Origin of the sequence: Actinoallomurus liliacearum, assembly GCF_039542035.1 — a bacterium.
Taxonomy (GTDB): Bacteria; Actinomycetota; Actinomycetes; order Streptosporangiales; family Streptosporangiaceae; genus Actinoallomurus; species Actinoallomurus liliacearum.
The window spans coordinates 391,295-408,175 of record NZ_BAABHJ010000001.1; the positions used below are offsets into that span (position 1 = coordinate 391,295).

Sequence of the window (16,881 nt, forward strand, 5' to 3'; positions counted from 1 at the left end):
CGGGACCATCGACGCGCCGGCGGCCGAGGGTCAGGAGGCCGGCGACGCGCCGGCCGGGTCGCCGAGCAGGGGCACCTGCTCGCGGCGCTCGGCCGCCGCCTGCTCCTCGAGGGTGTTGTGCGGCGCCTGCCGAATGAGGCGCTTCGTCGCGGCAGCGGTGGCCGGCGGGACCTGGAGGATCGCCGCGACGAGGTCGGCGACCGCGGAGTCGAGCTCGGCGGCGGGCACGACCAGCTCGGCCAGGCCGAGACGGGCGGCCTCCTCGGCGAAGACGGTGCGCGTCGTCAGGCAGATCTCCAGGGCGCGCGGCACGCCGACGATGTCGACGAGCGGCTTGGTCCCGGTGAGGTCCGGGACGATGCCCAGCGCGGGCTCCTTCATGGCGAACTTCACGTCGTCGGCGACCACGCGCAGGTCACAGGAGAGCGCGAGCTGGAAGCCGCCGCCGATGGCGTGCCCCTGCACGGCCGCGATCGAGACGATGTCGGGGCGGCGGAGCCAGAGGTAGCCCGCTTGCAGTCCCGCGATGAACTCCTCGTCACGGGGGCCGGAGGTGTCCTCGCCGGGCACGCCCTCGGGGCTGAAGAGCCGCAGGTCGATGCCCGCGGAGAAGGAGGGACCGTCGCCGCGTACGACGACGACACGGACGGTCTCGGGCAGCGTCTCGCCGATGCGGGCGAGCGTGTGCCAGGTGCTGAAGGTCAGGGCGTTGCGCCGCTCCGGCCGGGCAAGGCTGATCGTCGCCACGGCGCCGTCGACGTCGAGGCGCAGGCCTGCTCGCTGAAGCTCGGCAGGGTCGAGCGGTAGGTCCGCCATGACGCTCCTTCCACGCGTGCGTCGTGGCGGACGGGCCCGCCACCGCGCCCGACCCTAGCGGGTCGGGCACGGTGGCCTCTCATGCGGTCCGGCGCCGAGAGCTGGGGGGAGTAGCTGTCCGTCAGGACTTCTTACCGCGGGTTGCCCCACCGCGTCCGCGCAGGTTCACGCCGGACTCGGTGAGGATGCGGTGGATGAAGCCGTACGACCGTCCGGTTGCGGCAGCCAGGGCACGGATGCTCTCGCCGGAGTCGTAGCGCTTCTTCAACTGCTCCGCCAACTTATCTCGCTCGGCACCGGTCACGCGGGTGCCCTTCTTTAGGGTCTCGGCCACGAGTACCTCCCGTAGTGATGCGGTGACCGCTGCGTTATCCCCAGCCATGATCAGACATTCGCGCGCGATCGGCTACCCACTACGCCAGAAAAGATCTGCTTCGTTGTGTCAAGGTTGCGCTGCAGGTCAGGCAAGTGCCACGAGATCGGAAAATTCGTCACTCCAGATGTCCTCAACACCATCCGGAAGCAAGATCACTCTTTCCGGTTGCAGCGCCTCCACCGCACCCTCATCGTGGGTCACCAGAACGATCGCCCCGGCGTACGTCCGCAGGGCGCCCAGGATCTCCTCGCGGCTCGCCGGATCGAGGTTGTTCGTCGGCTCGTCGAGCAGCAGCACATTGGCGCTGGAGACCACGAGAGTGGCGAGTGCGAGGCGGGTCTTCTCGCCTCCGGACAGCACGCCGGCGGGCTTGTCGACGTCGTCGCCGGTGAACAGGAACGAGCCCAGGATCTTGCGCACCTCCGTCTCCGGGAGGTCGGGGGCGGCCGAGCGCATGTTCTCCAGCACGGTGCGGTCCACGTCGAGGGTGTCGTGCTCCTGCGCGTAGTACCCCAGGCGCAGGCCGTGCCCGTCGACACGCTCGCCCGTATCGGGCTTTTCGACGCCCGCGAGGAGGCGCAGCAGCGTCGTCTTGCCCGCTCCGTTGAGGCCCAGGATGACGACCCGACTGCCCCTATCAACCGCTAGGTCGACATCCGCGAAGACTTCCAACGAACCGTACGATTTGGACAAAGCTCGTGCCATGAGCGGCGTTTTGCCACACGGAGCCGGCGCGGGGAACCGAATCCGGGCCACCTTGTCGGCCTGACGCTCGTCCTCGACCCCGGCCAGGAGGCGCTGCGCACGGCGTTCCATCTGCTGCGCGGCCTTCGCCTTGGTCGCCTTCGCGCGCATCTTGTCGGCCTGCGTCTGCAGGGTGTTCGCCTGGCGCTCGGCGTTGGCGCGCTCGCGCTTGCGGCGCCGCTCGTCGGTCTCCCGCTGCGTGAGGTAGGTCTTCCAGCCGACGTTGTAGAGGTCGATGACGTTGCGGTTCGCGTCGAGGTGGAAGACCTTGTTCACGACCGCGTCGAGCAGGCCGACATCGTGGCTGATCATGATCAGCCCGCCCTGGTGCGACTTGAGGAAGTCGCGCAGCCAGGAGATCGAGTCGGCGTCCAGGTGGTTGGTCGGCTCGTCGAGCAGCAGGGTGTCGGCGCCGGAGAACAGGATGCGCGCCAGCTCCACGCGGCGGCGCTGGCCGCCGGACAGCGTGCGCAGCGGCTGGCCGAGCACCCGGTCCGGCAGGGCGAGGCTGGAGGCGATGGAGGCCGCCTCGGCGTCGGCGGCGTACCCGCCGAGCACGTGCAGCCGGTCCTCGAGGCGGCCGTACTTGCGGACCGCCTTGTCGCGTTCGGCGCCCTCGGCGGTCGCCATCTTCAGCTCGGCCGCGCGCATCTGGCTGATGACCTCGTCCAGGCCGCGCGCGGACAGGATGCGGTCGCGGGCGAGGACCTCGAGGTCCCCGGTGCGCGGATCCTGCGGGAGGTAGCCGACGGTGCCGGACCGCGTCACCTCGCCGGCGGCGGGCAGGCCCTCGCCGGCCAGCACCTTGGTCAGCGTGGTCTTGCCGGCGCCGTTGCGGCCGACCAGACCGACGCGGTCGCCGGGGTTGACGCGGAACGAGGCTCCCTCGAGCAGCAGACGGGAGCCGGCGCGGAGTTCGATGTCACGGGCGGTGATCACAGTGAGAACGCTCCTGGGGGGCGGGCTGGGAGAGGCGAGACGACGAAAAGGGCGCCGCCCGGAGGCCCCGATGGCCCGGCCGCGCCCTTGGAGCGCCTGATCAGCTCGCAAGCATGCCCCCAGTGTAGGGGACGCCGCCCCTGGATCTTGACATCGTCGCCGCGCCGGCCGAGCTCGGTGATCTTGCACACGTGTGACGGCCGGGATCAGGGGAAGCGTGTACGGCGAGCCGGCCCGCCGACCTGGGCGGGTGAGACCGACGACGAGAGGGAGGCGCGTGATGGCCGACGAACGCTCCAGGGAGGAGCTGGAGGAGGAGCTCCGGGTGGTCGAGGACGACATAGCGTCCCTGCGGCCGACGCTGAAGGAGCTGCGCCGGCAGATCGGGCAGCAGGAGTACGGCCCCACCGACCCTGCGGAGCAGTCCGTACAGCTGCAGAACGTGGAGGAGCAGGAGGCGATCCTCGGGCGGATGGAGGACAGACGCGTCGACCTGCTCCGGCGGCTCGGCAAGGAGTGACACCTCGGCCGGGGCCCGGGCCCGGCCCGATCCAGGTACCCGAACGGGGAGTCTCCCCGTGGTCGCGTGTCCGCCCGGGGACAAGAGTGGATGTCGGCCGTTCCGCCCCGCTTCCCCGTCGAGGATGAGGTCTCACCGATGCGTCGTATCCAGATCAAGGTCAAGCGCCCGCGTCCGACCCCGGTCGTCGAACTCGACCTGCGCACTCCTTCCGGCCGCCGGCTCCCCTACTGACCTTCTCGAGAGCCCCCACGAGGACGGGCGCGCGGCACGCCGCGTCCGCGGGCGAGTCCTGATCGTGACCGTCGGCGTGCAACCGCGCCGACGTCGTCCGCGTCCGACCAGGCATGCGTACGCTCTTCCGGATCCTGGTCCCCCTCGTCGTGGCCGTCGCGGCGCTCGGAGTCGTCCGGCCGTCCTGGGCCTGCGGCTGCGGGGCGCTCATCACGAGGACGGACTCGGGAGTGAACGTCGCCGACGAGACGTCCATCGTCCGCTACGACGGCTCGTCCGAGGAGATCGTCATGCGGCTCTCGGTGCGGTCCAGCGCCCGTGACGCCGCCTGGCTGATGCCGACCCCGTCCCGCGCCGCGGTGTCGCTCGGCGAGCGCGGCTGGTTCGACCAGCTCGACCGGCTCACCGAGCCGAAAGTGATCCGGCGCAGGCACTGGCTTCCGGATCTCGGCGGCGGGGACCGCGAGGTCGGCGCTTCGGCACCCAGGGCGGGCGGCCGGGTCGGCGTGCTCGCCCAGCAGCGGCTCGGCCCCTTCGAGGTGACGACGCTGTCGGCGGGCGACTCCCACGCCCTGGCGGCGTGGCTCACGTCGCACGGCTACCACCTGAAGGGCCGCCTCAGCCAGGCGCTGGCACCGTACGTGGCACGGCACTGGACGTACACGGCGGTCAGGCTGGCCCCTGAGAGCGGTTCGCTCACCGGCGAGCTGGACCCGCTGCGCATCAGGTTCGCCGCCGCCTCCCCGGTCTACCCGATCCGGCTGTCCCGGCTGGCGAGCACGCCCCAGGCCGTGCACCTGTACGTCCTCGCGCCGCACCGGGTCGCCGTCCGCGGGCTGGGTCTGTTCACCACGTACGCGGGCCGGGTGCGCCCCGCGCAGGTCTCCTCCCCCGGCTTGCGCGCGCTGCTGGGCGGCGGGGCGTTCATGACGGAGTTCGTGCGCCAGGGGATCCCGCCGGCCGACTTCACCGACGACCTGGGCTTCGGGTACACGGCCGACACGTCCTACCGGCAGGTCGAGTACGAGGAGGGCGGGCTCGTGACCTTCCTGGGCCTGCCCGCCTTCCTGTGGGTCCTCGCGCTGCCCGTCGTGGTCGTCGTGGCCCTGGTGGCGATCCTCGTGGCCCGCCGGTCACGGACGAGGCGGTCCATCCGCACCACGCCCTGACCGACTGATCGACATCTCTGTCACCCCCCGGTTTGGGAACGGCCGCCCGGTGGGAGGATCTCGGCATGTGGATCGCTCCCGAACGCCGACGCGTGGGCCGGTGGATCGCACCGGCGCTCGCCGTGGCGGCCGGCCTGGCGATCGGGGTGACCGAGACCGCACGGGGGCACGCGACGACCGGGCTGGTGGGCCTCGCCGTGCTGCTCGGCTACGGCGCGCTGCTGGCCTACCGCCGAAGCGAGTCGGTCCTCACCGTGCATGAGGCGTTCGGACTCGGCCGGCGCTCCGGGATCCACCTGCGGGCCGCCGCCATGACCGGTGACGTGCTGGTCGGCGTGATCGTCGCGGCCTTGCTGGTCCAGGCGCTGCGCGGCGCCGAGATCGGTCTGCTCGCCGGCCTGGCCGCCGTCGCCGGGGTGACCTACTTCCTGTCCGTCCTGATGCTGAACCGCACCTACTGAGCCTCCGCACCGGACGGACGGCGGGCGTCGCGTCGGCGCCGGACCGGAGGCCGCGGGTTACGGAAGTCCCTTCGGTCGCGCAGGGGCCACCCGAAATCACAAGGGCGGCAACTGGTGAAATTCCCGATGAATAGTGAGGTCAGCGGGCTACCGGCACCACGAAACCGTCGCAGAATCGTTCCGTGACAGCTTTCGCCGCCGCCCCCGGCGGCCCGCAGCCCGCGTTCGCGGGGCGTCCGGACGCCTCGTCGCCGGAGCATGTCACCCTCCACCCCATCGTCGACCTCGAGGCCGGAACGGTCGTGGCCGTGGCACCCGCCGTGCCCGGCGCGCGGATTCCCGACCCGGACGGCGAGGTCGACCGCGCGATCCAGGCGGCCCGCGCCCTCTCCCGCGCGGAGACGCTGCTCCCCCTCCAACTGCTCCTGCGAATGAGCACTCTCGCCTACGACCGGCCGATGGAGCGGCTCCACCGGACGCTCGCCGACCTGGGCCGCCGTCCCGGCGGCGTCATCGTCTCGCTGACGGGCGACCCCGGAATGCCGCTCGACGAGGCCGCCGCGCGGCTCGGCGGGCTCCGCTCGGCCGGGTACCTCCTCGCCCTGGAGGCGGGCGACCTGCCGACCCGGTTCGTCGCCGACATGGCCCCGACGGTGCTCATCCTCGACTCCGCGGTCACCCGGCGGGCCGCTACGGACCCCCGGCGCGCCGCGATCGCCGAGGCGTTCGTCGCGCTGGGCCGCCGGATCGGCGGGCACGTGCTCGCTCCGGGCGTCGCCTCCGACGACCAGCTGACGCATCTGCGGGGACGCGGCGTACGGCTGGCGCAGGGGCCGCTGCTGGCGCCCCGGGACTGGCGGCCCGGCATGCCGGTGACCGTCCCGGTCGGCTCGCGCGATCTCGAGCGTGACCGGCTCGGCCCGCGCGTGACGGAGTTCATGATGCCGGCGACGGTGATGCCCGACACGGCCACCGCCGAGGAGGTGCTGTCGGTGTTCAACGCCGACCCGGGCACCAGCAGCGTCGTCCTCGTCGACCGGACCGAGCGCCCTCGCCACACGGTCGACCGCACCCGCTTCCTGCTCCGGCTGGCCGGCGCGTACGGCCATGCCCTGCACGCGCACAAGCCGGCCGCGCGGCTGGCCGATCCGCCCCGTTCGGTGCCCCGGACGGTGCCCGCGATCGCGGCCCTCCGCGCCGCGGGCGACGACGCCGAACGCGTCTACGACGACCTCGTGGTGATCGACGAGATCGGGCGCTGCCTCGGCGTCGCACGGGTCGGCGACCTGATCCGCAGCCTGTCCGCGCTGGATCACTGAGATCCGGCCGCCGGACCGCGGCCCGTGGCGGGGTGCTCGGCCCGGCGCACCCAGGTGAGGAAGCGCTCGACGCCCTCGATGACGCGGGCGGTGCGGTAGGACGGGAAGATGTCGAAGGCGTGCTGGGCGCCCTTCATCTCGGCGTACAGCACCGGGGCCGCCGACACGTTCCTCAGCCGCGCCGCGAAGGAGCGCGCCTGCTCGACGGGCACCAGCGTGTCCAGGCTGCCGTGCACCACCAGGAACGGCGGGGCGCCCGCGTTGACCCAGTGCGCCGGTGACGCCTTGTCGTACGCCTCGGAACCGTCCGCCCGGCGCACGCCCATCACGTGGCGCTCGATGGCGGAGGCGAAGACCTTCGAGCCGCCGTCCAGGAGGGCGCCGAGGTCGTAGACCCCGTAGAACGGCACGGCCGCCCGCACGGTCGTGTCGACGTCCGCGAATCCGGGCTGGTACTCCGGGACGTTCGGCGTGAGCGCGAGGAGGGCGGCGAGGTGGCCGCCCGCCGAGCCGCCGGTGACGCACAGGAACTCGGGGTCGGCGCCGTGCTCCTCGGCGTGCTCGCGGTACCACCGGATCGCGCGCTTGAGGTCGATCAGGTGGTCGGGGAACTTCACCCGCGGGCTGAGCCGGTAGTCCACGTTGACGCCCACCCAGCCGTTGGCGGCCAGGTGGCCCAGCAGCGGGATCCCCTGCTCGCGCTTGCTGCCGATCATCCACGCCCCGCCGTGGACCTGCATGATCCCGGGCCGCCGCTCGCCGGGCTCCGCCGGCCGGTACACGTCGAGCCGCATCCTGGGCCCGTCCCCGTACGCGATGTCGCGGGTGCGCGTCACCCCGGAGCGCCGGGTCATGAGGAACGGGAGGACGACGTGCGACCGGGGGAAGGACGGTGCCCGCTCCCCCGGATCGAGCTCGAGTTCCGCGCTCCACCGCTGAACGGTCACGGTGGTCCGGCGGGCCCGCGCCATCACCACGACGAGGCCGGCCCAGCCCAGAGCGGTGACGAGAAGCCCGGCCAGGCCCGCCGCGCCGGTGAGACCGCCGAACCAGGCGATCAGCGCCGTGACGGCCGCCTCGGCGACCAGCACCCAGGGGGCCAGCTCGATCGTCAGCCAGGCGGTGAAGAACCCCGGGATCAGCAGCAGGAGCCCCTTCCGGGGCCAGAGCGCGTTGACCGTCGTCAGCAGCGCGAGGACGCCCGAGGCGAGGAGAACGTACGGCATGGGGTCCCTCCGAGGCGTGGACCGGCTCTTACGGTCCATCACGGACGGCGAGCCGACAACGTGATCGCCGCCACACGCCCCGGAGGCCCCCGGCCCTACTCGATCTCGGCGTCGTCGGGAGCGCCCCTGGCCAGCGCCGCCAGGGTCTCGAGCGCCGCGGCGAGAGTGCCGATCGGCGGTGCCGACAGGGCGAGACGTACGGCATTGGGCGCCTGAGCCACGACGACGGTGAAGGCCGCGCCGGGGGTGACCGCGATGCCGCGACGGGCGGCGGCCGCGACGAACGTGTCGGCCCGCCATGGGTCGGGCAGCCGCCACCAGCAGTGGAAGGCCTGCGGATCGGCGTCGACGGCGAACTCGGCGAGGTGCTCGCGTACGAGCCGCTGGCGGGCCATCGCATCGCGGCGTTTCATCTCCCCGAGGGCTGCGACCGTGCCGTCGGTGAGCCATCGCGTCGCCGCCTCGACGGCGAACCTCGGAGCGGTCCAGCCGCCTGAGCGCAGCGCCGAGGCGACCCGGCCGCCGATCGCCTCCGGTGTCACCGCGAAGCCGACGGTCAGGCCCGGGGCCACCCGCTTCGACAGGCTGTCGACGACGATGACGCGTTCCGGCGCGAACGCGGCCAGCGGCGCGGGCTCGTCGCGGAGGAACGAGTAGATGCCGTCCTCGACCGCGTAGATCCCGAGGTCCCGGAGAGCGGCCGCCACCTCGGAGCGCCGCGACTCGGGCATGGTGCCGCCGAGCGGGTTGTGCAGCGTCGGCTGGAGGTAGACGGCCCGCAGCGGCCCGGCCGACCGGATGGCCTCCGGCAGCACGCCGCACTCGTCCATCGCGAGCGGGACCAGCGTGATGCCGAGGCGGGCGGCGATGCCCTTGACCAGTGGGTAGGTCAGCTCTTCGACGCCGACGCGGTCGCCGGCCGGGGCCAGGGCCGCGAGCGCGGCGGCGATCGCCTGCCGTCCGTTGCCCGCGAGCAGCAGGCGTCCCGGGTCGGGGGTCCAGCCCGGACGGGACAGCATCGCGGCCGCCGCCTCCCGCATGGCGGCCGTGCCCGCCGCCCCCATGGGGGCCAGCGCACCCGCCAGCACGTCGGGGCGCAGCATTCCGCCCAGGCTCTCCGCGAGGAGCGCCGGCTGCTCGGGCGGCACGGAGAAGTTCAGCTCGAGATCCACCCGTGCACGGGTCGGCTCGGCGAGGGCCGGCTCGCTCGACGGCGCCGCGGCGCGGACGAACGTGCCGCGCCCCACCTCGCCGACCGCGAGGCCGCGGCGGATCAGCTCCCCGTACACCCGCGCCGCCGTGGAGCCGGCGATGCCGTGCCTGCGGGCGAACTGCCGCTGCGGCGGCAGCCGGTCGCCGGGCCGCAGCCGGCCGGAGGCGATCTGCGCCGCCACCGCGTCGGCGATCCGCCGGTAGTCGTCCATCACGCCCTCACTCACCACTTTGCTCCGAGAGCAATTTTTTATATTGCACCGAGATATTGCTCCCCATAGCATCGAGCCGTCAAGCCCGGCGCGTAAAGGAGAGCTTTGACGTGGGCACGTTCACCAAAGGTCCGGTCACCATCGATTACGACGACCACCGCTCCGACGACACCACACCGCCCCTGGTGCTCGTGCACGGCCACCCCTTCGACCGCTCGATGTGGGCCCCTCAGGTGGAGCACGTCGGCCGAACCGGGCGGCAGGTGATCGTCTCGGACCTGCGTGGGTACGGACGGAGCACGGTCGTCCCGGGCAAGACGCCGCTCCAGGTCTTCGCTCAGGACATCGCCGATCTTCTCGACCGTCTCGGCGTGGCTGAGATCGTTCTCGGTGGGCTGTCCATGGGCGGCCAGATCGTCATGGAGTTCCACCGGCTGTTCCCCGACCGGCTGCGCGGCCTGATCCTCGCCGACACGACTCCCCAAGCGGAGACCGAGGAGAGCAGGCGGGCCCGTGAGGCGATGGCCGATCGGCTGCTCCGGGAGGGCATGGACGGCTACGCGGAGGAGGTCCTGCCGAAGATGGTGGCGCCGGCCAACATCCGGCGGTATCCCGCGGTGGCCGAGCACGTTCTCGGGATGATGCGGGGGACGTCCCCGGACGGAGCCGCCGCCGCGCAGCTCGGCCGCGCGGAGCGCCCCGACTACGTCGCGTCGCTGGCACGCGTCCGCGTGCCCACGCTCATCGTCGTCGGCAGCGAAGACGAGTACACGCCGATCGCCGACGCGCGGCTCATGCACGAGGTCGTCCCCGGTTCCACGCTGGTGGTGATCGAGGGCACCGCGCACCTGCCCAACCTGGAACGGCCCGCCGTGTTCAACGAGGCGCTGAGCAGGTTCCTCGACTCGATCCCCGGGGAGCGATGAGCCCGATGGCCATGACCGCATTCGTCACCGGTGCGAGCACCGGGTTCGGCACCGCGATCACCCGCCGCCTCGCGGCCGGCGGCACGCGCGTCGTCGCGTCGGCGCGAAGGACGGGCCTGCTCGCCGAGGTGGCGGCCGACCACCCGGGCATGGTGCACCCGCTCGAGCTCGACGTCCGGGACAGGTCGGCGGTCGAGGACGCGATCGCCGCCCTGCCCGCCGCGTTCGCCGACATCGACCTGCTGGTCAACAACGCCGGCCTCGCCAAGGGGCTGGAGCCCGCGCAGGACGCCGACCTGGACGACTGGGACCAGATGCTCGACACCAACTGCCGGGGCCTCATGTACTGCACCCGCGCGATCCTGCCCGGCATGGTGGCGCGCGGCCGGGGTCACGTGGTCAACGTGGGCTCGGTCGCCGGGACCCATCCCTATCCCGGCGGCAACGTCTACGGCGCGACCAAGGCGTTCGTCCACCAGTTCAGCCAGAACCTGCGCAGCGACCTGCACGGCACGGGCGTCCGCGTCACCTGTGTCGAACCCGGCATGTGCGGCGGCACCGAGTTCTCCGCCGTGCGCTTCGGCGGGGATCGAGAGAGGGCCGACGCCGTCTACACGGGGATGCGGCCGCTCGGCCCCGACGACATCGCCGAGGCCGTATCGTGGGCGTCGTCACTGCCGGCCCACGTCAACATCAACGTCATCGAACTGATGCCCGTCGCCCAGAGCTTCGCGGCGTTCCAGGTCCACCGGTCATGAGGCTTCCAGAGCCGTCTTGATCCGGGTGAGAGTCGTGCGCATGCCCTGCCGGTTGACCTCGGCGCGTCCGTCGGCGGGGACGCCGGTGAAGACCCGGCCGAGCAGGGACGCGAACGCCGCTCCCCGGCCCGCCTGCCGCAGGTCCTCCCAGTGCTCCGTGAGGCGGATCGAGCCGTCATCGGTCGTCTCGACCCGGTAGCCCCACACGGCCACCGGGACGCCGAAGGTCGTCACCCGGAAGGCGAACGCCCTGCCCGGGACGGCCTCGGTGACCCGGCAGGTGGTGAACCACACGCGGGCGCCGATCCGGTTGAATCCGACGAAGCTCAGTCCGGGGACCACCCGGCGGCCGCGCACCCACACCGCGAAGACCTCCGGGCTCCACTCCCCCATCCGGCGCGGGTCGGCCACCGCCTCGTACACGCGTTCCGGCGCCGCGTCGATGACGACGCTCTCCTCGACCGTCCACTGGCGTTCCATCGGACGATCATCTCGCAGGCCGTCAGCGCAGGTGGGCGAATCGCTGCTGCCAGGCCGCGAACCAGCCGGCGAACCAGGGTTCGTTCGCGGCGAGCGGCACGATGTAGGTGACCGTCTCGGCGTGGTAGCGGCGCTGGAAGTCCGGCGGCATCCGGTCGAGCGTCTGGACGTTGCTGACCCGGTCGGCGAGCTTGACGAGGATCGCCTCGCGGGGCGCGTCGCGCAGCCGCCGCAGGTAGGCGACCTTCGCGGCGCGCTTGGCGGCCTTGCCCTCCACCGGCGGCTTGGTCACCCAGTCCACCAGTTCCCCGACCTCCGGGCCGAACGCGGCCTCGACGTCGGCCAGTGTCGCGTCCGTGTCCTCCACCGTGTCGTGCAGCAGGGCGGTCACGAGCACGTCCGTGTCGGTGACGCCGGCGCCGCGGACCAGCACCTCGAGCGCCTCGAACAGGTGCTCGGCGTACGGCGTGCCGGTGGGCCGCCGCTGCTCGCCGTGCCAGCGCAGCGCGGCCTGGGCGGCCCGGTCCAGCGCCTCGACGTCGATGGGCTGCGACGTCAGGGCGGCGCGGGCCTGCTCCCAGGTCCGCCAGTTCGTGAAGGTCTCCACGCTGCCTTCTCCTCCCGGTGACCGGGCACCGTCACGAGGTCGTCTCGATCGACCGTGAACGTGCGCCGGACCGTACGGTCGCGGCATGATTGCCCAGTGAGAAATCCGCCCGACGATCACGCCGTCGCGGTGTGGATATGGCCCCGGGCGCTCCCGCTGGCCGCAGTCTTCGGGCCGGCGTGGGACGGCGCGGAGGTCCGCGCCCGTTTCCTCACCCTCACCGGCCAGTGGCAGGCCCGCCATCCGGCTCCGTCGGCCCAGGGCGCGAGGGACAGGCCGCGGCCCGGTCAATGGATGTGGCATCCGCCAGCCCATCGCATCTACGACTGCCACACGTACGAGGCCGGCGACGACTGGCTCGAGGTGGCGATCCGGATGGAGTCGATCGACTTCTACCCGAACCACTGCCGGATCGGGGCGAGCCTGACCATCGCCTGCCGCTGTGAGACCCCGCACCCCGATCCCCACCCGATCGTGGAGACCTCGTGGCGCACCGGCGGGCCCGCCGGTGCGCTCGACGCGCTGACCACGGTCCTGCGCTACACGGACCAGTGGATCGCCAACTCCCAGCAGCCGGCGGGCTGGCGCCGGCATGCCGGGTTGGAGTGAGAGGGCTCAGACGTTGAAGCCGAGGGCGCGCAGTTGCTCGCGGCCGTCCTCGGTGATCTTGTCCGGGCCCCACGGCGGCAGCCACACCCAGTTGATCGTGACCTTCTCGGCCAGGCCCTCGAGGGCGCTCGCCGTCTGGTCCTCGATCACGTCGGTGAGCGGGCAGGCCGCGCTCGTGAGCGTCATGTCGAGCGTGACGACGTTGCCGTCGTCGATGTTGACGCCGTAGACGAGGCCCAGGTCGACCACGTTGATCCCGAGTTCGGGGTCGACGACGTCCCTCATCGCCTCGAGGACGTCGTCCTCGGCGGCCTTCGTGTCGCTCATGCGTCGCTGCCTTCCATGGCTTTCGCGGTCGCGTCCTTCCACGCCATCCAGGCGAGCAGGGCGCACTTGATACGGGCGGGGTACTTCGACACTCCGGTGAAGGCGACGGCGTCCTCGAGGATGTCCTCGTCGGGCTCGAGCTGCCCGCGCGACTGCATCAGCTTGAGGAACTCGTCGCCGGTCACCATCGCGTCCTTCACCGGCCTGCCGATGATGAGGTCGGTCATCACCGAGGCGCTGGCCTGGCTGATCGAACAGCCCATCGCGTCGTACGACACGTCGGCGACCGCGTCGCCGTCGAGGCGGACGCGCAGGGTCACCTCGTCACCGCAGGTCGGGTTCACATGGTGCACCTCGGCGTCGTACGGCTCCCGGAGACCCTTGTGGTGCGGGTTCCGGTAGTGGTCCAGGATGATCTCCTGGTACATCGACTCGAGCTGCATCTGCTTCCCTTCTCAGGCGGCCGATGGGGGGTGCAACGTCAGGCGCTGCCGAAGAATTTCTGCGTCTCCCGCAGTCCCTCGACCAGCGCGTCCACGTCGGCCGGGGTGTTGTAGAAGTACAGCGACGCCCGGGTGCTCGCGGTCACCCCGAAGCGCCGGTGCAGCGGGCGCGCGCAGTGGTGACCGGCGCGCACGGCGATGCCGTGGGCGTCCAGCACCTGACTGACGTCGTGCGGATGGATCTCGCGGCCGTCCGGCCCCTCCAGGGTGAAGGAGATCGCGGTGCCGCGGTCCTCGGCCTCGGTGGGCCCGAGGATCCGCACGCCCTCCACCGCGGTGAGCGACTTGAGGGCGTAGGCCAGCAGCTCGTGCTGCTGGGCCGCGATGTCGTCGATGCCCACGGACTCGAGGTAGTCGATCGCGGCGCCGAGCCCGGCGGCCTCGGCGATCGGCATCGTGCCGGCCTCGAACTTGTGCGGCGGCGGCGCGAACGTCGAGCCCTCCATCGCCACGGTCTCGATCATCTCGCCGCCGCCGAGGAACGGCGGCAGCGTCTCGAGCAGCTCGGCGCGGCCCCACAGCACCCCGATGCCGGTCGGGCCGCACAGCTTGTGCGCGGTGAACCCGTAGAAGTCGACGCCGAGCTCCTGGACGTTCACCCGCATGTGCGGCACGGCCTGAGCTCCGTCGGCGAGGACGAGCGCGCCGACCGCGTGCGCCTTGTCCGCGATGAGGCGGATCGGGTTGATCGTGCCGAGGACGTTCGACTGGTGCGCGACCGCGACGATCTTCGTGCGCTCGTTGATGAGCTCGTCGATGTCGCTCAGGTCGAGTCGGCCGTCGTCGGTCACCCGGAACCAGCGGAGCGTCGCGCCGGTGCGCTGGGCGAGGAGTTGCCACGGCACGATGTTGGAGTGGTGCTCCATCTCGGTGATGACGATCTCGTCACCCGGGCCGACGCGGAACCGCTCGGCCTCCGGGCCGGCGGTGGCCGCGTTGCCCATGGCGTACGCGACGAGGTTGATGCCCTCGGAGATGTTCTTGGTGAACACCACCTCGGTCTCGCTGCCCGCGCCGATGAAGTTCGCGACCTTGATCCGGGCGCCTTCGTACGCCTCGGTCGCCTCCTCGCCGAGCTGGTGCGTCGCCCGGTGGATGTTCGCGTTGTGCCGGGCGTAGTAGTCCTCGATCGCGCCGATCACCTGGCGGGGCTTCTGCGAGGTGTTCGCGCTGTCGAGGTAGACCAGGGCCTGTCCGTCGCGGACGGTCCTGGTCAGGATCGGGAAGTCCGCCCGGATCCGCTCGACGTCGATGCTCACGCGGACGCGCCTGCCTTCGTGAACTTCTCGTAGCCCTCGGTCTCCAGCAGCTCGGCCAGCTCCGGGCCGCCCTGCTCGACGACGCGGCCGGCGGCGAACACGTGCACGAAGTCCGGCTTCACGTAACGGAGGATGCGGGTGTAGTGCGTGATCAGCAGCACGCCCGTCTCGCCGGAGCGGAACCGGTTCACGCCCTCGGAGACGACCTTGAGCGCGTCGATGTCGAGGCCGGAGTCGGTCTCGTCGAGCACCGCGACCTTCGGCTTGAGCATCTCGAGCTGAAGGATCTCGTGGCGCTTCTTCTCACCGCCGGAGAAGCCCTCGTTCAGGTTGCGCTGGGCGAACGCGGGGTCGATCTGCAGCTCGGCCATTGCCGAGCGCATCTCCTTGGAGAACTCGCGCAGCTTAGGCGCCTCGCCTCGCACCGCGGTGACGGCGGTGCGCAGGAAGTTCGACACCGACACGCCCGGCACCTCGACGGGGTACTGCATCGCGAGGAACAGCCCGGCGCGGGCGCGCTCGTCGACGGGCATGTCCAGGACGCTCTCGCCGTCCAAGAGGACCTCGCCGCTGGTGACGGTGTACTTCGGGTGGCCGGCGATGGCGTAGGCGAGGGTGGACTTGCCGGAGCCGTTCGGCCCCATGATGGCGTGGGTCTCGCCCGCCTTAACGGTCAGGTCGACGCCCCGGAGGATCTCCTTGTCCTCGACGGAGACGTGCAGGTCGCGAATCTCAAGCGTGGCCATGGTGGTTTCAGGACTCCTTGAGCGACACGTACACGTCGTCGCCCTCGATCTTCACTGGGTACGTGGGAACCGGCTGCGTGGCCGGCGGGTTGGTGGGCTTGCCGGTACGCAGGTCGAAACACGAGCCGTGCAGCCAGCACTCGATCGTGTGGTTGTAGACCTCGCCCTCGCTGAGCGCGACCTCGGCGTGCGAGCAGACGTCGCGCAGGGCGTAGACGTCCTCGCCGGCGCGGACGACCGCCACCGGGGTCCCGTCGATCTCGACCGCGAGCGCGCCCTCGGCGGGCAGCTCGGACAGCGCGCAGGCGCGCGTGAAGCTCATCGATCGATCTCCTCGTCGATCGCGGCCAGCACGCGCTCCTTGAGCTCCGGAACGTCGATCTTGTCGACGAGCTGGCCGAGGAAGCCGCGCACGACCATCCGCCGGGCGGTGTCGTACGGGATGCCCCGCGCCTGGAGGTAGAACAGGTGCTGGTCGTCGAGGCGGCCGGACGCCGAGGCGTGGCCCGCGCCGGCGACCTCGCCGGTGAGGATCTCGAGGTTGGGGACCGAGTCGACCCGCGTGCCGTCGGTGAGCACCAGGTTGCGGTTCAGCTCGTAGGTGTCCGTGCCCTCGGCCTCGGCCCGGATGATCACGTCGCCGATCCAGACGGCGTGCGCGTCCTCGTCCTGCAGCGCGCCCCGGTAGTCGACGCGGCTACGGCAGTTCGGCTGGGTGTGGTCGACGAGCAGGCGGTGCTCGAGGTGCTGACCGCCGTCGGCGAAGTACACGCCGTACAGCTCGGCGTCACCACCCGGCGCGTCGTACGCGACCGACGGGGCGATGCGCACGACGTCGCCGCCCAGGCTGACGGTGAAGCTCTTGAACCGTGCGTCCCGGCCCAGCTTCGCGTGCTGGTGGGACAGGTGCACGGCGTCCGACGCCCAGTTCTGCAGGCTGAACACCGTGAGCGCGGCGCCGTCGCCGACGACGAACTCGACGTTGTCGGCGTAGGCGGCCGAGCCGGTGTGCTCCAGCACGACCGTCGCCTGCGCGAACGGCTCCAGGATGACGGTCGTGTGACCGTACGCGACGCCGCCGCCCTCGCCGCGCAGCGTGAGGACGGTCGGCTCGGTGGCCACGATCTCCTTGCGCACCGTGACGACGGTCGCGTGGGCGAACGAGGCGTACGCCTGCGCGCTGACGCGGTCCGCCGGGACGTACGCCTTGCCGACCCGCTCGTCGTCGCGGCCCACCGTCTCGACGGTGACCTCGGGCGCCGCGGACACGTCCACGATCACCTTGCCGTCGGCCGCCGCGCCCTTGTGCAGGTCGCGCAGCCGGCGCAGCGGGGTGAAGCGCCACTCCTCCTCGCGCCCGGTCGGGACGGCGAAGTCGGTCACGTCGTACGAGGAGTGCTCGTGGAGGGTGGACAGCGGTTTGGTCTCCAGACCCATG

Annotated in this window: 20 protein-coding genes; 7 read left to right on the plus strand and 13 right to left on the minus strand. The window is 71.7% G+C overall.

Annotation, left to right across the window (positions count from 1 at the left end; all coding sequences use genetic code 11):
• Positions 1-30 precede the first annotated feature (30 nt).
• The 3 genes from ABD978_RS01840 to abc-f form a co-directional block, all read right to left on the minus strand.
• Positions 31-816 (minus strand): enoyl-CoA hydratase/isomerase family protein, encoded by a 786-nt coding sequence (locus ABD978_RS01840; protein ID WP_345347098.1) that lies wholly within the window; start codon positions 814-816, stop codon positions 31-33.
• A gap of 121 nt (positions 817-937) precedes the next feature.
• Positions 938-1,150 carry a helix-turn-helix domain-containing protein gene (locus tag ABD978_RS01845; protein ID WP_141961196.1) on the minus strand — a complete coding sequence of 71 codons (213 nt, stop codon included), beginning with the start codon at positions 1,148-1,150 and terminating at the stop codon, positions 938-940.
• Positions 1,151-1,276: 126 nt separating this feature from the next.
• Positions 1,277-2,875, minus strand: coding sequence for a ribosomal protection-like ABC-F family protein (abc-f, locus tag ABD978_RS01850; RefSeq protein WP_345347101.1), 1,599 nt, complete (start codon positions 2,873-2,875; stop codon positions 1,277-1,279).
• Between the two features lie 280 nt (positions 2,876-3,155).
• On the opposite strand from abc-f, the gene ABD978_RS01855 reads away from it, so the two are divergent.
• The 4 genes from ABD978_RS01855 (at position 3,156) to ABD978_RS01870 (ending at position 6,578) form a co-directional block, all read left to right on the plus strand.
• Positions 3,156-3,395, plus strand: coding sequence for a hypothetical protein (locus ABD978_RS01855; RefSeq protein WP_345347104.1), 240 nt, complete (start codon positions 3,156-3,158; stop codon positions 3,393-3,395).
• A gap of 347 nt (positions 3,396-3,742) precedes the next feature.
• Positions 3,743-4,798, plus strand: a complete 1,056-nt coding sequence (locus ABD978_RS01860) for a DUF2330 domain-containing protein (RefSeq protein ID WP_345347107.1) — start codon at positions 3,743-3,745, stop codon at positions 4,796-4,798.
• A 65-nt stretch (positions 4,799-4,863) separates the two neighbouring features.
• On the plus strand, positions 4,864-5,259 hold the full coding sequence (locus ABD978_RS01865) for an ABC transporter permease (protein WP_345347110.1): 396 nt from the start codon (positions 4,864-4,866) through the stop codon (positions 5,257-5,259).
• Between the two features lie 182 nt (positions 5,260-5,441).
• Positions 5,442-6,578: an EAL domain-containing protein gene (locus tag ABD978_RS01870; protein ID WP_345347113.1), complete on the plus strand. Its 1,137-nt coding sequence runs from the start codon at positions 5,442-5,444 to the stop codon at positions 6,576-6,578.
• On the opposite strand, the gene ABD978_RS01875 is transcribed toward ABD978_RS01870, so the two are convergent.
• Both ABD978_RS01875 and ABD978_RS01880 read right to left on the minus strand, forming a co-directional pair.
• Positions 6,572-7,804 (minus strand): alpha/beta hydrolase fold domain-containing protein, encoded by a 1,233-nt coding sequence (locus ABD978_RS01875; protein WP_345347116.1) that lies wholly within the window; start codon positions 7,802-7,804, stop codon positions 6,572-6,574. The two genes, ABD978_RS01870 and ABD978_RS01875, sit on opposite strands and share 7 nt — an antisense overlap.
• A 95-nt stretch (positions 7,805-7,899) precedes the next feature.
• Positions 7,900-9,243, minus strand: coding sequence for an aminotransferase-like domain-containing protein (locus ABD978_RS01880; RefSeq protein ID WP_345347119.1), 1,344 nt, complete (start codon positions 9,241-9,243; stop codon positions 7,900-7,902).
• A 95-nt stretch (positions 9,244-9,338) separates the two neighbouring features.
• On the opposite strand from ABD978_RS01880, the gene ABD978_RS01885 reads away from it, so the two are divergent.
• Complete coding sequence (locus ABD978_RS01885) at positions 9,339-10,154, plus strand: alpha/beta fold hydrolase (RefSeq protein WP_345347122.1); 816 nt, start codon at positions 9,339-9,341, stop codon at positions 10,152-10,154.
• 11 nt (positions 10,155-10,165) lie between these two features.
• The gene (locus ABD978_RS01890) at positions 10,166-10,912 is read left to right on the plus strand and encodes an SDR family NAD(P)-dependent oxidoreductase (RefSeq protein WP_345347125.1); all 747 of its coding nucleotides are present in this window, start codon (positions 10,166-10,168) and stop codon (positions 10,910-10,912) included.
• Here the strand turns inward: ABD978_RS01890 and ABD978_RS01895 are convergent.
• Together ABD978_RS01895 and ABD978_RS01900 are read right to left on the minus strand one after the other, a co-directional pair.
• Positions 10,907-11,392, minus strand: coding sequence for an SRPBCC family protein (locus ABD978_RS01895; protein ID WP_345347128.1), 486 nt, complete (start codon positions 11,390-11,392; stop codon positions 10,907-10,909). The two genes, ABD978_RS01890 and ABD978_RS01895, sit on opposite strands and share 6 nt — an antisense overlap.
• A 22-nt stretch (positions 11,393-11,414) precedes the next feature.
• A complete protein-coding gene (locus tag ABD978_RS01900) occupies positions 11,415-11,999 on the minus strand; it encodes an HD domain-containing protein (RefSeq protein WP_345347131.1) in 585 nt (194 codons plus the stop codon).
• 96 nt (positions 12,000-12,095) lie between these two features.
• Here ABD978_RS01900 and ABD978_RS01905 point away from each other — a divergent pair, with 96 nt between their 5' ends.
• A complete protein-coding gene (locus ABD978_RS01905) occupies positions 12,096-12,608 on the plus strand; it encodes a hypothetical protein (protein WP_345347134.1) in 513 nt (170 codons plus the stop codon).
• 6 nt (positions 12,609-12,614) lie between these two features.
• On the opposite strand, the gene ABD978_RS01910 is transcribed toward ABD978_RS01905, so the two are convergent.
• Genes ABD978_RS01910 through sufD form a run of 6 tightly spaced genes read right to left on the minus strand, consistent with a single transcriptional unit; the run spans position 12,615 to position 16,880 of the window.
• On the minus strand, positions 12,615-12,935 hold the full coding sequence (locus ABD978_RS01910) for a metal-sulfur cluster assembly factor (protein WP_345347137.1): 321 nt from the start codon (positions 12,933-12,935) through the stop codon (positions 12,615-12,617).
• On the minus strand, positions 12,932-13,378 hold the full coding sequence (sufU, locus tag ABD978_RS01915; RefSeq protein WP_345347140.1) for a Fe-S cluster assembly sulfur transfer protein SufU: 447 nt from the start codon (positions 13,376-13,378) through the stop codon (positions 12,932-12,934). The genes ABD978_RS01910 and sufU overlap by 4 nt, the downstream gene beginning before the upstream one ends.
• A gap of 38 nt (positions 13,379-13,416) precedes the next feature.
• Positions 13,417-14,697, minus strand: a complete 1,281-nt coding sequence (locus ABD978_RS01920; RefSeq protein WP_345347143.1) for a cysteine desulfurase — start codon at positions 14,695-14,697, stop codon at positions 13,417-13,419.
• The gene (sufC, locus tag ABD978_RS01925; protein ID WP_345347146.1) at positions 14,694-15,443 is read right to left on the minus strand and encodes a Fe-S cluster assembly ATPase SufC; all 750 of its coding nucleotides are present in this window, start codon (positions 15,441-15,443) and stop codon (positions 14,694-14,696) included. The genes ABD978_RS01920 and sufC overlap by 4 nt, the downstream gene beginning before the upstream one ends.
• 7 nt (positions 15,444-15,450) lie before the next feature.
• Positions 15,451-15,765 carry a non-heme iron oxygenase ferredoxin subunit gene (locus ABD978_RS01930; protein ID WP_345347149.1) on the minus strand — a complete coding sequence of 105 codons (315 nt, stop codon included), beginning with the start codon at positions 15,763-15,765 and terminating at the stop codon, positions 15,451-15,453.
• Entirely contained in the window at positions 15,762-16,880 is a 1,119-nt protein-coding gene (gene sufD, locus ABD978_RS01935; RefSeq protein ID WP_345347152.1) for a Fe-S cluster assembly protein SufD, read from the minus strand. The genes ABD978_RS01930 and sufD overlap by 4 nt, the downstream gene beginning before the upstream one ends.
• Between the last annotated feature and the right edge of the window lies 1 nt (position 16,881).

Coding starts and splice junctions, on each gene's coding strand:
- ABD978_RS01875 (WP_345347116.1), bottom strand. CDS start 7,804: ATGCCGTACGTTCTCCTCGCCTCGGGCGTCCTCGCGCTGCTGACGACG.
- ABD978_RS01895 (WP_345347128.1), bottom strand. CDS start 11,392: ATGGAACGCCAGTGGACGGTCGAGGAGAGCGTCGTCATCGACGCGGCG.
- ABD978_RS01865 (WP_345347110.1), top strand. CDS start 4,864: ATGTGGATCGCTCCCGAACGCCGACGCGTGGGCCGGTGGATCGCACCG.
- ABD978_RS01890 (WP_345347125.1), top strand. CDS start 10,166: ATGACCGCATTCGTCACCGGTGCGAGCACCGGGTTCGGCACCGCGATC.
- sufU (WP_345347140.1), bottom strand. CDS start 13,378: ATGCAGCTCGAGTCGATGTACCAGGAGATCATCCTGGACCACTACCGG.
- sufC (WP_345347146.1), bottom strand. CDS start 15,443: ATGGCCACGCTTGAGATTCGCGACCTGCACGTCTCCGTCGAGGACAAG.
- ABD978_RS01930 (WP_345347149.1), bottom strand. CDS start 15,765: ATGAGCTTCACGCGCGCCTGCGCGCTGTCCGAGCTGCCCGCCGAGGGC.
- sufD (WP_345347152.1), bottom strand. CDS start 16,880: ATGGGTCTGGAGACCAAACCGCTGTCCACCCTCCACGAGCACTCCTCG.
- ABD978_RS01860 (WP_345347107.1), top strand. CDS start 3,743: ATGCGTACGCTCTTCCGGATCCTGGTCCCCCTCGTCGTGGCCGTCGCG.
- ABD978_RS01840 (WP_345347098.1), bottom strand. CDS start 816: ATGGCGGACCTACCGCTCGACCCTGCCGAGCTTCAGCGAGCAGGCCTG.
- ABD978_RS01855 (WP_345347104.1), top strand. CDS start 3,156: ATGGCCGACGAACGCTCCAGGGAGGAGCTGGAGGAGGAGCTCCGGGTG.
- ABD978_RS01910 (WP_345347137.1), bottom strand. CDS start 12,935: ATGAGCGACACGAAGGCCGCCGAGGACGACGTCCTCGAGGCGATGAGG.